12 protein-coding genes are annotated in these 12,797 nt (G+C 62.5%); 4 read left to right on the forward strand and 8 right to left on the reverse strand.

From position 1 onward, the window contains the following. Positions 1–108 precede the first annotated feature (108 nt). Positions 109–600 carry a hypothetical protein gene (locus GTK09_RS15365; protein WP_163464056.1) on the forward strand — a complete coding sequence of 164 codons (492 nt, stop codon included), beginning with the start codon at positions 109–111 and terminating at the stop codon, positions 598–600. Beyond that, on the forward strand, positions 600–977 hold the full coding sequence (locus GTK09_RS15370) for a hypothetical protein (protein WP_163464057.1): 378 nt from the start codon (positions 600–602) through the stop codon (positions 975–977). Before GTK09_RS15365 ends, GTK09_RS15370 begins: the two co-directional genes overlap by 1 nt. A 44-nt stretch (positions 978–1,021) precedes the next feature. Here GTK09_RS15370 and GTK09_RS15375 read toward each other — a convergent pair whose 3' ends face one another. Next, on the reverse strand, positions 1,022–1,903 hold the full coding sequence (locus GTK09_RS15375; RefSeq protein ID WP_163464058.1) for a LysR family transcriptional regulator: 882 nt from the start codon (positions 1,901–1,903) through the stop codon (positions 1,022–1,024). 155 nt (positions 1,904–2,058) lie between these two features. Between GTK09_RS15375 and GTK09_RS15380 the strand changes: the two genes are divergently transcribed. Then, positions 2,059–3,558, forward strand: a complete 1,500-nt coding sequence (locus GTK09_RS15380) for a CoA-acylating methylmalonate-semialdehyde dehydrogenase (protein WP_163464059.1) — start codon at positions 2,059–2,061, stop codon at positions 3,556–3,558. Positions 3,559–4,022: 464 nt separating this feature from the next. After that, on the forward strand, positions 4,023–4,400 hold the full coding sequence (locus GTK09_RS15385) for a hypothetical protein (RefSeq protein ID WP_163464060.1): 378 nt from the start codon (positions 4,023–4,025) through the stop codon (positions 4,398–4,400). Between the two features lie 123 nt (positions 4,401–4,523). On the opposite strand, the gene GTK09_RS27820 is transcribed toward GTK09_RS15385, so the two are convergent. From GTK09_RS27820 to GTK09_RS15415, 7 genes are all read right to left on the reverse strand, one after another. After that, a complete protein-coding gene (locus GTK09_RS27820; RefSeq protein WP_281353380.1) occupies positions 4,524–4,646 on the reverse strand; it encodes an MFS transporter small subunit in 123 nt (40 codons plus the stop codon). A gap of 13 nt (positions 4,647–4,659) precedes the next feature. Next, complete coding sequence (locus tag GTK09_RS15390) at positions 4,660–6,051, reverse strand: L-lactate MFS transporter (RefSeq protein ID WP_163464061.1); 1,392 nt, start codon at positions 6,049–6,051, stop codon at positions 4,660–4,662. Positions 6,052–6,228: 177 nt separating this feature from the next. Beyond that, positions 6,229–7,479 carry an OpgC family protein gene (locus tag GTK09_RS15395; RefSeq protein WP_163464062.1) on the reverse strand — a complete coding sequence of 417 codons (1,251 nt, stop codon included), beginning with the start codon at positions 7,477–7,479 and terminating at the stop codon, positions 6,229–6,231. A gap of 17 nt (positions 7,480–7,496) precedes the next feature. Then, complete coding sequence (gene mdoH / locus GTK09_RS15400; RefSeq protein ID WP_163464063.1) at positions 7,497–9,299, reverse strand: glucans biosynthesis glucosyltransferase MdoH; 1,803 nt, start codon at positions 9,297–9,299, stop codon at positions 7,497–7,499. A 324-nt stretch (positions 9,300–9,623) separates the two neighbouring features. Beyond that, a complete protein-coding gene (locus GTK09_RS15405) occupies positions 9,624–9,944 on the reverse strand; it encodes a hypothetical protein (RefSeq protein ID WP_163464065.1) in 321 nt (106 codons plus the stop codon). Then, the gene (locus GTK09_RS15410) at positions 9,941–11,572 is read right to left on the reverse strand and encodes an OpgD/OpgG family glucan biosynthesis protein (RefSeq protein WP_312869900.1); all 1,632 of its coding nucleotides are present in this window, start codon (positions 11,570–11,572) and stop codon (positions 9,941–9,943) included. Before GTK09_RS15410 ends, GTK09_RS15405 begins: the two co-directional genes overlap by 4 nt. 115 nt (positions 11,573–11,687) lie before the next feature. Next, entirely contained in the window at positions 11,688–12,698 is a 1,011-nt protein-coding gene (locus GTK09_RS15415; RefSeq protein WP_163464069.1) for an aldose epimerase family protein, read from the reverse strand. Positions 12,699–12,797: the final 99 nt, after the last annotated feature.

Here is a 12,797-nt window from a genome sequence, read left to right on the forward strand (position 1 = left end):
GGTACATATCGAACGGGGTAACATTCACATGAACTGATGGTTGATCTAAAATCGCTGCTACGTTAAGCGGAGACGCTGCAGCGCAGGGTTATATTCAAAATATCAAGATTGGACGTCTTCAATACCGTTGGCATAATTGTAACTATAATTGGAGTTATCGTAACAATTATTTGCACTGCAATCGCTGTGAATGAAGCTCGGAAAGCGAAAGACTATAGCGAAAAGCTGAAGAACGCGGTAAAACGTATCTCGTTGCTGACTGCGGCTGAGCGGTTGCGCCTTGTCCAAGACCATATAGAACAACTTCCTCACCGCATGCGAGATTTTCGAGGCAAAAATCCAGATCTATCAATCTCAAAAATCAGGCTTGAAATTGGTCGTGCGATCAGTTCGCTGCAAAGAGAAGGTCCAGGTTCTATCGCTCGCAAATACTTGGCGGAAGCGCAAGAGGAGCTTAATCAGTATGAGGATTCCGCTGATCGCGTGGCCGCGAAGACCCCGGATTATAATTTCGATGCTGATGCAAAGCGTAACATGAGGCTTGCTGTTCAAGAAGCTGTCTCGGAGCTTGTTTCTGCTACTAATAAGCTGGAGGAATAATGAATAACCACGAGATTGAGGATGCGATCCGGAAGCTTCGCTACCAAATCAAAATCCTTGGGGAGGCGATCGATTTTCGCCAAAAACCGATCGAGTCGCTAATTCTAGAAATGGATTGGGACGAGGGAGACATTAGTAAAGTGCATGATGTCTTCGAAAAGTGGGATAACGCCCTACATAAGAAGGTGAAGCTCACGTCTGGAGCATTTGAAAATGACTTCAAAGCGCTAAATATAGACTATCAAACGCTGAAGTCGGTAATTCTAGCTTTTTATAGGAACGGTCAATGGATGGAGGTTTGCAAAGCATACGTGGATAGCTTCAATGGTTCTCCGCCTCTGGAGTACCATCGCATCATGCGCGGGGAGATGGACTGACCAATTCGCGACAGTGGCCGTTCCACTTGTGGTTCGAGGCACCCTCACCCGAACAACCCCCGCTCGGCCGTCACAAGCTCGCGGATGAACTCAGCAGTGACCGCGATCCGCCGGACGTCCCTCGCGCTCTCGTGATAGACCAGCCAGTAGCTGCGCCGGATCGTCGCCTCGGGCAGGATGCGGACGAGTTCGGCCCGGCGGCTCGCCATGAAATCGTGGAGGATGCCGATGCCGGCGCCGGCGGCGACGGCTTCGGTCTGGCCGGTGGCGCTGGAGATTTCGGCGGCCGACGGCCATTCGGCGAGGAGATCGGCATAATAGGCGAGCTGCGGCGAATAGAGGAGGTCTTCCACCGCCCCAACCAGCCGGTGACCGGCGAGCGCCGCGAGGCTGTCCGGAGCGCCGTGCTCGGCGAGGTAGCTTTTCGAGGCGTAGAGGCCGAGGCGGTAGTCGCAGAGCTTCGAGGCGACGAGGCGGCCCGCCGCCGGCCGTTCGACCGTGATGGCGATGTCGGCCTCGCGCCGCGACAGCGAGAAGGTGCGGGGGACCGGCACGAGCTGCACCGTCAGATCGGCGTGGCGCTCGGCGAGCTTCCACAGGCGCGGCGCCAGGAACGCCGTGCCGAAGCCGTCCGGCGCGCCGACCCGCACCGTGCCGGACAGCTGGACGTCGCTGCCGCCGACCTCGGCGCGGCCGGCGGTCATCGCCGCTTCCATCGCCTCGGCATGGCCGCGAAACACTCGTCCTGCTTCGGTCAGCGCGCAGCCGCCGGGCGAGCGATCGAAGAGTTTGGCGCCGATCGCTTCCTCCAGCACGGTCAGCCGGCGGCCGACCGTCGCGTGGTTGAGGTCGAGCCGCCGCGCGGCGGCGAGGATCTGCCCGGCCCTTGTGACGGATAGAAAGATGCGGACGTCGTCCCAGTTCATGCGATGAAACCCGGTCGAATCGATCAGGGCTATAAAATCCGCACAATGGATGGGCGCCGCAAGGGCTTTCTATGCCGATCAGTGTGCGCGAATATCGCTTCAGTCACGATGGCGCCCGCCATGTCGGGGGCAGTCACATCAGGGGAGGTGCATCCATGTACGACATCGGTCATTTCATCGGCGGCAAACGGGTCGCCGGCAAGAGCGGCCGCAGCGCCGAGATCTTCAATCCGGCGACGGGCGAAGTGCAAGGGTCCGTCGCTCTCGCCAGCAACGAGGAGCTTCGCGCCGCCGTCGAGAACGCCAAGGCGGCGCAGCCGGCCTGGGCCGCGACCAACCCGCAGCGTCGCGCCCGTGTGATGATGAAGTTCGTCGACCTCCTCAACCGCGACATGGACAAGCTCGCCGAGGCGCTGTCGAAGGAGCACGGCAAGACCTTCCCCGATGCCAAGGGCGACGTGCAGCGCGGCCTCGAAGTCGCCGAATTCTGCATCGCTGCGCCGCAGATGCTGAAGGGCGAGTTTTCCGAAGGCGCCGGCCCCGGCATCGACATCTATTCGATCCGGCAACCCCTGGGAGTCGTCGCCGGCATCACGCCGTTCAACTTTCCGGCGATGATCCCGATGTGGAAGTTCTGCCCGGCGATCGCCGCCGGCAACGCCTTCATCCTGAAGCCGTCCGAGCGCGACCCGTCAGTCCCGATGATGCTGGCGGAACTGATGATGGAGGCGGGCCTGCCGGCCGGCATCCTCAACGTCGTCAACGGCGACAAGGGCGCCGTCGACGCCATCCTCGACGATCCGGACATCGAAGCAGTCGGCTTCGTCGGCTCGACGGCCATCGCCAAATACATCTACGGCCGCGGCTGCTCCAACGGCAAGCGCGTCCAGGCCTTCGGCGGCGCCAAGAACCACATGATCATCATGCCCGACGCGGACATGGACAAGGCGGTCGACGCCCTCATCGGCGCGGGCTACGGCGCAGCCGGCGAACGCTGCATGGCCGTCTCCGTCGCGGTTCCGGTCGGCGAAGAGACCGCCGATCGTCTCATCGAAAAGCTGATCCCCAAGGTCGAGGCGCTGAAGATCGGCCCCTGGACCGCCGGCAACGACGTCGACTTCGGCCCCCTCGTCACCCGCGAGGCGCAGAAGCGTGTCCTCGGCCTGGTCGACCGGGGCGTCGAGGAAGGCGCGAAGCTCGTCGTCGACGGACGGAACTTCAAGATGCAGGGCTATGAGGACGGCTTCTTCGTCGGCGCCTGCCTGTTCGACGGCGTGACCAAGGACATGGACATCTACAAGACCGAGATCTTCGGTCCCGTCCTTTCCGTCGCCCGCGCCAAGGACTACGAGGACGCCCTCGACCTGCCGATGAGCCATGAATACGGCAACGGCGTCGCGATCTTTACCCGCGACGGCGACGCCGCGCGCGATTTTGCCAGCCGCATCAACATCGGCATGGTCGGCGTCAACGTGCCGATCCCGGTGCCGCTCGCCTATTACACCTTCGGCGGCTGGAAGGCCTCGGGCTTCGGCGACCTCAACCAGCACGGCGCCGACGGCTTCCGCTTCTATACCCGCACGAAGACCGTCACGAGCCGTTGGCCGTCCGGCATCAAGGACGGCGCCGAGTTCTCCATCCCGACGATGAAATAGGGCGACCTGCGCTCAGCCGACCGTCCCGAACGTGCGGGCGAGCCTGCGCCGAGGGAGCTTCGCTGAGACAAGCAACTGCAAGAATTCAAAGAGGGGCGGCCGCAAGGCCGCCCCTCTTTGCATGACAGCCATGTCGCGGCCTGCGTCCTCTTGACGAGCGATCCCCGGAGGATCGCAATCAAACCGTTGATAACGAACGAAAAATAGATGTCCATCGCCATAGCCAGGCGGCGCTTTTCCCTGGCTTTCAACCCGTCCGCGATCTCTTCCGCCCGCTCTGATTGCCGTTTCGTGACAATAGGATGACAAGAATTCGTGACTGTTTCAATGCCGACGGACCGTTCATGATCATGCCATTTCATGCGGTGCGACAGAGCTTACATGAGTTCTCGACGAACGAGGGATGGTCGATGCCTTCCGGTACTGGCGATCCTCCGTCGAAGCATTTCGCAAGGAGTATGAAAATGCGCAGCAATATTATCGCGACTTCGATTTTCGCAGCAGCCGTCACGCTGAGCGCCGCCGCAACGGCTCAGACGGTTCCGGGGTCGGATTATTTCCGGACGCGGGCCAACGAAGCCGCGCGGGCCGACGTCGCGGCCGGCGGCGTCTATGGAGGCACCGAGCGGGGTGCGAAGGCTTATGGCTTCTCCGCCAACCAGCGCGTCCCGGGTTCCGACTATGACCGGACCCGCGCCAATGAAGCGGCCCGCGACTCGGTTCGCGACAACGACCTTCGCGGCTCGGCCGTTTCGGTCGGAACGCTTTCGCAGACCCGCGTTCCGGGGTCGGACTACGGTCGCACGATCCGCAACGAACAGATCCGCGACAGCATCCGCTGAGGACGTAGAGGCCGGACTGCGCAAGCCCCGGCCATGACATGCCGAAGGGCGGCCCCGGTGAACGGAGCCGCCCTTTTTAGCGTCGGATGAATGATGGGTCGCCGCGTTGGTGCCAGCCGGATCCTACTGGAACAGGGCCAGTGCGTTCAGCAACGTCATGACGATCCCCCAGGCGAGGGGAATGCCAACGAAGGCCCAGGCGAGGGCGAGTTTGACGTTGGTCGAATTGCTCGTTTCGTTTGCCATTGTCGCGTCTCCGTCAGGCTCGGCTCGGGGCCGGCTCGGCTTCCATGTGATGGCGCTCGTCCACCGGCTTCATCATGAAGTTGAGCACGAAGCCGACCGCCAGGAGCCCCGCCATGATGTACATGGTGACGGTGTAGGCGTCGGCCTTGGGTACGCCGGAGTCGATCTGGTACTGGCGGATGTAGTTGACCAGCACCGGACCGACGATGCCGGCCGCCGACCATGCGGTCAGCAGACGGCCGTGGATCGCCCCGACATACTGGTTGCCGAAGACGTCCTTGAGATAGGCCGGGATGGTTGCGAAGCCGCCGCCATACATCGACAGGATGATGCCGTAGAACAGGACGAACAGGACGATCGAGCCCATCTGACCGGTGGTCGGTACCAGCGCGTAGAGGACGATGCCGAGCGCGAAGAACACCATGTAGGTGTTCCGGCGGCCGATATAGTCCGAGGTCGACGCCCAGAAGAAGCGGCCGCCCATGTTGAAGAGGCTGAGAAGGCCGACGAAACCCGCGGCCGCGCCGGCGGTGATGAGGCCCGGGAACATCTCCTGGCTCATCAGCGAGGCCTGGCCGAGAACGCCGATGCCCGCCGTCACGTTGAGGAAGAGAACGCCCCAGAGCAGCCAGAACTGCCGCGTCTTCAGCGCCTCGTCGACATGGACGTTGGCGGTGGTGATCAGGCCCTTCGACTGCCTGGGCGCCACGTAGCCCTGCGGCAGCCACCCCTTCGGCGGAACGCGCACGATCGTCGCGCCGACCATCATGTAGACGAAATAGACGATGCCGAGGACGACGAAGGCGAAGGCGACGCCGCCGATGCCCATCAGCCAGACCGAGAGCGGCGAGGCGATGAAGGCGCCGCCGCCGAAGCCCATGATCGCCATGCCGGTGGCCATGCCCGGCTTGTCCGGGAACCAGCTCATCAGCGTTTTGACCGGCGAGATGTAGCCGAGGCCGAGGCCGCAGCCGCCGAGGACGCCGTAGCCGAAATAGACCAGCAAGAGCTGATGCCAGGCAACGCCGAGGGATGCCACGAGGAAGCCGCCGCCGAACAGCGCCGCCGCCGCCGCCATGGTCTTGCGCGGGCCGACCTTCTCGACCCAGGTGCCGCCGAAGGCCGCGGCGAGGCCGAGGAAGAGGATGGCGATCGAGAAGATCCAGCCAAGCGAGGCGATCGACCAGTCATCCGCCCCCGGCACCTTGGTTCCATCGGCGCCCACCGTGGCGTGAAGCAGGCTGAGCGGCTTGTTGAACACCGAGAAGGCGTAGACCTCACCGATGCACAAATGGACGCAGAGCGCTGCCGGCGGCACCAGCCACCGGTTGAAGCCTGGTTCGGCAACGGTATGCTCACGCGAAAGCCACCCGCCTTTCGACGTGGCCGCGTCATGATATTTCATGTATTTTCCCTCTTCCGACGATGATCATGTCGGGTGACGACTTTAGCGAGATTTCACAAGATCTCAACATGCTGTGACATCTCGACGTCATTGTCGTAAGGGGACGGCGAAAGGCGCCCGAACACCAGCAGACGACTAAAGTGTTGCTGTGCATCGGCGAGAAATCACTCAGTGGAGTCAAAGGGCGGGCTTCAGCCGCTCGCCTCCCGCCGCCGAACCGGCTATGCGCTTGCCGGCATCGCCGGCAGACGGCTCGGCGCTGATCGGTCGTTCCGCACGGGTCGGATCGACGGCGCGTCCCACCTTCGGGCCGAGCGCCACCTTCTGGGCGACGGCCCACCAATCGAGAAACTTCGCCAAGGCGAACTGAATGGCGATGCCTGCGGCAATCAGCAGCGTGTCGGTCAGGAAATGCGGCGTCTGGTCGTATTTGATCACCTGGCCGGTGAGCGACAGCACCGTTCCGAGCGCGAAGACGGGAAGCGAGTGGCGTCCCAGCATGGCGAAGGGATTGTCCCGTGTCACCGTCGAGAAGGGCGAGGTCCTCGCAGCATTGGCGAAGAGGTAGATGATGGCGAGGGTGTGGAGGAGGCGCGGCAGGCTGACATAGGTCTTGTCGAAGCCCGTCAGCATGACCGGGAAAGGCAAGGTGCCCCACCACGACCACAGGTCGAAGCGGATGGTCAAAAAGGCGATCATGCAATAGCCGGCGGCCAGCGCCATCAGCCATGGACGAAACGGTACCGATTGGCCGCTTTCGATGCGCCGGAAGCCGCAATAGAGCCCGATCGCGAAGATCAACTGCCAGGAGAAGGGGTTGAAGAACCAGCCGCCGGGCAGGGGATAGTTCGGCGGGTCGATGCCGAAGACGGCGGCGAGCAGCCACAGTGTCGCCGACACCCCGAGCATCAGGTTGAGGCCCATGCGCGCCAGGGCCAGCAGTGCCGGCAGCATGAACAGGATGACGGCATACATCGGCAGGATGTTCACATAGCCGAGCTGATGCGTCATCGTCGCAAAGCCGATCATCGTCTCGATCGGCGCGGAGATGAACTGTGCAAGTCCGATTCGCGACAGGAGTTCACCGCGGCCGAGTGCGAGGGCGCCCCAGGAGAAGATGCCGAGGGCCAGGGTTCCCAGCATGAGCTGAACGAGGGCGAGGACACCGGCCCGCCGCCAGGCCTTCAGCGTCGCCACCAGCCGGTGACCGGCAAAGAACAGACGCCCATAGGCATAGGCGGACGCGAAGCCGGCCAGGAAGACGAACAGTTCCGCGGCGTCGGAGAAGCCGAAATTGCGGGAGGTGAAGTTCTCGTAGAGATTGCCGGGAATGTGGTTGATGAAAATCATCACCAGAGCGATCCCCCGCCAGAAGTCGACACGATGATCCCGGCTGGCCGAAATCTGAGGGTGGGCGGGGGTGTTCATCTTCGGTGTCGCAAAACTCAGATGGGATCGGGAAGGCCCTCGGATCGTTCCATGGCGGCCGTCTCGGGACGTTGATTGGCGGGGAGGGCAGCCAGGCGTTGGCGCCATTGCGCGCTCGCGCGGATGACCGGTTCGGGATGAGCCTCGAAGGGCGTGACGAAGAGACCGAGACGCTTCAAGGCGTCTCCGAGGGTAGGATTGCCGGTGAGGCTGATCATCAGCGGTGCCGTCACGAGCGGGATCGCGATCGGCAAGGTCCATAGCATCAAGTCGGGCGCGTAGGTATAGGTGGCGTAAAGCACCACCGCGCCGGCCAGGACCATCCACCATGACGCGCGGAACGCGGCCGAGACCGGCATGTGGCCGTCCTCGCGGTCGGTCGAGGGCCAGCCTGCATCCGCGCCGACCAGGATCTCGTAGACAGCCTTCGACTGGAACATCATCATGATCGGCGCGAGAATGCTGGTCAGGACCAGTTCGACCGTGGCGCCGGCGAGGACGAGGCCGGTTCCACCGAATTCCTTGCGCCGTTCGGTGAAGGCCGAACCGAAGGCGATCAGCGTCTTCGGCAGAAGCAGAAGGACGAAGATGCCGAACAGCAGCAGCAGTGCCTTGGTGGTCTCCGGCTGAGGAAACACCGGAAAGAGAGACCCGGCCGGGAAATAGTTCGGCTCTGGCGCCAATACGGGGTCTAGCAGGCTGACGATCAGGAACATCAGCCAGATCGGAGAGGCGAGATAGGCCATGATGCCGGCAACGAGGGAAATCCGGCTCCAGATCCTCAGCCCCGGTGCGGGCAGCAGCCGGGCATGCTGGAGATTGCCCTGGCACCAGCGCCGGTCGCGCTTGGCATATTCGATGATGTTTGAGGGGGCTTCCTCGAACGAGCCTTCGAGGTCGGGATCGACCCGGACCTTGTAGCCGGCCCGCGCCAGGAGCGCCGCCTCGACATAATCGTGGCTGAGGATATGGCCGCCGAAGGGCGGCTTGCCGGGCAGGGTCGGCAGGCCGCAACTGGCGGCGAAGGCCCTGACGCGGATGATCGCATTGTGGCCCCAGAAAGGCCCTTCGCGCCCCTGCAGGGCAGCGATGCCCCTGGAGAAGATCGGCGAGAACAGCGCCGCGGAGAACTGCAGCGCTCGGCCGAATGGCGTCCGCCGTCCGATGATCAGCGGCTGGCTCTGCAAGAGGGCAAGTTCCGGGTCTTCGTCCATCCGGCCGACCATCTCGACGATGGTCTCTCCCCGCATCAGGCTGTCGGCGTCGAGGATGAGCATGTAGTCGTAGGCGCCGCCGTTGTTGGTCACGAAATCGGCGATGTTGCCGGCCTTGCGGCCGATATTCTGTTCGCGATGGCGATAATAGAGGCGACCGGCGGCGGACAACTCAGCGACGAGGTCGTCATAAACGCGGCGTTCGAGGGCGACGTTGTCGGCTTTAGTGGAATCAGAGAGGATGTAGAAGTCGAACCTATCGAACTCAGGCGAACGACGCAGTTCCTCGAACATTGCAGCGACGCGGGCGAAGACGGCGGTCACGTCCTCGTTGTAGACCGGCATCAGAACGGCGGTCCGGCTGTCGGGCGATGCGGGGCGGTTTTCCGGACGCGGCAACCGATCCGGCGTGAAAATCCCAGCCAAGGCTGTGTTGAAGCCCCAGGATAGCCACATGCAGCAAAGCAGCAAAAGCCCGATCTGCACGAAATGCAGATAGGTCGTGCCATTGACGGTGACGACGACGAAGAACAACCAAGCCGCGAGCGCTGCAAGGGCCATCGCTGCGAGCACGAACACCACTCGTCTCAAAGCAACCAATGCCATCTCAGCTACCGCCGTTCACGGCATGAACGCCATTCCGCCTCGCGGTTCGATTCTGTCATCCGTGTCCGTTCCCGAGTTGTTCGAACCGAGCGAGTGATCAATGCTCCCCCGGCCGGCTCTTGACGCCGGCAGCGCCTGCGGACTCTCAGTTCGCAAGCCGATCCGATTTCACGACGCCTTCGAGCGTTCCACCCGCTTTGTCCGGCTGTGTGGACGCGCTTCGTTCAACGATCGAATATGCATATAGCTCCCGGCCGCGTTACGGCCAGGAGCTGAACTCAAGCGCGAAGTGACGGTCGAGGGGCCATACCGGCCCCATCCAACCTAGCCGCGATTCCAGGAAAATCGGATCGAGGGCAGGCCGAAACCGCGGCGCTGCGGATCACGGGTGAGAGACTGCGTTGGCATTGCCAAGCGGACCGATGGTGCCGGAACCTGGATTGTCCGCAGGAAAGAAATCGCCTCGCGGTCGCCGTCCAAGGCTGCGTTCAGGAGATGATCGGCATCGCCTTCCGCCCGGCTTCGCGACGCGAGCCGGCTTTTGACCGCATCGATCACCACGTCGTCGGAAAGATCGGCCCGGCCGATGATCGCGCCGAAGTTCATGTCGCTGGGTACGGTATGATCGGTTGGGAGATGCGTCATGTCGTACTCGTCCATTGATATAGCCACGTTTCGCTTACAATGCGCTGCAGCATGGAAAGTTTCACACGAAGTTCGACCGGTTGGGAATCTTCGCGTTCGATTTCAAGGGACAGCCGCCACCCGCCGTCCGGTAGACGCGAGACGCTGCTGTCGAGAAGGCGGGCATTCGACGGAACGTCGATCTGCGGGTCGATTTTTGCGTCGTCGGGCAGATTATGGATCGTGCCGCCGGTAAAGTTGATGGCAAAGCGCCGGCTGCTCGGATTGTCCTTGGCATCGGCCGCATTGCCGCCGACACCGACATAGGTACCGGACACCCGTGCCATCAAGGTCGGATCCTGAGTGCCCAGGCCCCATCGCATGCGGTAGCTGAATTCCATCGGCTGACCGGCCGCGGCCTTGGTTTCCGGCACCCAGAAGGCCACGATGTTGTCGTTGACTTCCGAATCTGTCGGGATTTCGACGAGTTCGACTGTCCCATTGCCCCAGTCGCCGATCGTCTCGATCAACAGGGACGGGCGCAGATCGTAGCGGGCCTCGGTGTCCTGGTAGTTCAAGAAGTTGCGATCGCGCTGCAGCAGGCCGAACGCCTTCGGGCTGCTTTCCTGAATGTAGGACAGAGCCAGAGTCTGCGGGTTTTTCAGCGGACGCCAGATCTCCTCGCCGGTCGCACGGATGATGTAGAGCCCGTCGCTGTCGTGCACTTCCGGCCGGAAGTCCTCGTGATCGGCGTGGTCGTTCTCGCCGAAGAAATACATCGACGTCAAAGGCGCGATGCCGAGACGGGTGATGTCCGTGCGCGGATAGAGCCGGCAGGTGGTCTCGATCGTCGTCGTCTGGCCGGGGGTGATGACGAACAGATACGCCCCGGCAAGGCTCGGACTGTGCAACTCCGCCATGATGCGGATCGCGCCGTCCGATGGACGTGGCTGATCGATGTAGAAGGCCGAGAAGCGTGGAAACTCCTCGGTTTCGGAGGTCGCAGTGTTGATCGCCAGGCCACGGGCGGAAAGCCCGTAGCGTGAACCGGCGCCGAGCGCTCGGAAGTAGCTCGCGCCCAGGAAGGTGACGAGTTCGTCGAAATAATCCGGTCGCTGCAGCGGCGCGTGGATTCGGAATCCCGCAACCCCGTCGACCTTCAACGACTGGAACGCACTCGGATCGAGCGGCGGGCGATATTCGAAGTCGGAGGCGTCGAAGACGTGCTGGCGGTAGATGCCGTCGTTGCCGATGAAAATCCGGGTTGTGTCCTTGAACACCCAGCCGGGATAAAAGGCCTGAAGGTGGAATTCGCCGGGCTCGGCGCGCCAGAGCGCCTGTTCGGGCCGAAAGCGGATCGCACGATGCTGATCGTAGCTGAGATTGGCCACCACGTCGGGAAGCGTCGCATCCGGCGCCACATAGGCCTCCGCCGCCCGCTTCTCCATCGCGGCGGACAAAGTATCGAAGGTGAAGGGTTGTTCCTGCGTCCCCACCGCTGGCTCTTCGCCGTCGGACGAGGCTTGCGAAGCCTCTTGAGCCGCCGCCTTGCCGGCATTCCAGAGCGAGAACGGCAAGGCTACGCTGCAGGCTGCGGCGACGCCCAGCTTGAGCGTCGACCGACGCGAGGTGATACGCGGACTTTTCACGGCAAACATCTGATTTTGGAGTTCATTTGCGGTCGAAGTGCAAGCTCAGGATACCCATAAACGTGGCGATTGGATAGCGGCATTGCGATGCAGCATCAACTTTCCTCGCACGGTCCTATGCTTGCCTGCGCGTTTGAGCCGGACCATGCGCCGACGATGATGAACCGTCGATGAACCGGTAGCGCGAAATGCTGCGATAGGTCTCGCCGGGAAGGAGCAAAGCAGACGGAAAACTTGGCCGATTCGGCGCATCCGGCCAGACCTGCGGCTCCAGCGCCAGCCCGCCAAAGGCCTCGATGGGCCGCCCGTCGGCTGCGATCTGCCGGCCGTCGAACTTGTGGCCGTCATAGACCTGCATCCCCGGCTCTGTGGTCGCCAGTTCGAGCGCCCAGCCGCTCTGGGGGGCTTCGAGCCGGACCGCCGGGCGCAGGGTCGTGCTGCGCTGCGAGGCGAGGCAGAAATTGTGATCGAGCCCTGTCGGCCGCTCGGACAAAAGGGGCGCGTTGCGGAAATCGAACGTGGATCCGCCGACCTGCGTGATCTCGCCGGTCGGCAGTGTCGTCTCGCCGATGGGCAGGTAGTGGTCCGCAAAGACCGTCAGGCGATGGCCGAGAACGTCGCCAGCGCCATTCAGGTTGAAGTAGAGATGCGATGTAAGATTGGCGACCGTGGGCTGGTCGGAGGTCGCCTCATAGGCGATTTCCATTTCGTCGCCGGCAACAACCGTGAAGATTGCCTTTGCGTCGAGCCTGCCGGGAAAGCCCTGGTCGCCATCCTCCGACGTCAGTGCCAGGACGAGTTGCGAGGCCGTGCGGTGAACCGGGGCCCAGGGCCGTGTCGAAAATCCCGCCGGGCCGCCATGCAGTTGGTTCGGTCCGTCGTTGACCGGCAGCGCATGGGCGCGTCCGTCCAGTTCAAAGCGGCCATCGGCGATTCGATTGGCGAAGCGGCCGATGCTGGCGCCGACGAAAGACTGGTTGGCGGCTCCGTAGGCCTCTTTCGGAAGCGACAGCACCATCGAATGAGCAGCGCCGCGAGGCCTGATGCTGGCGATCGAAGCGCCGAGCGCCAAGATTTCGACGGCCATGCCGTCATTCTCGATCGTGAAGACGTCTTCTTCGTTCAAATGCCTGCTTGTCCGTTCCGCGATGGATGACGAGGCTAGATAGGTCGCTCGTCATCAAATCGAAAGTGAGGCAACGAGCGATCGACATATTTCGGGGGA

The organism is Jiella pacifica (assembly GCF_010500815.1).
Classification (GTDB): domain Bacteria; phylum Pseudomonadota; class Alphaproteobacteria; order Rhizobiales; family Rhizobiaceae; genus Jiella; species Jiella pacifica.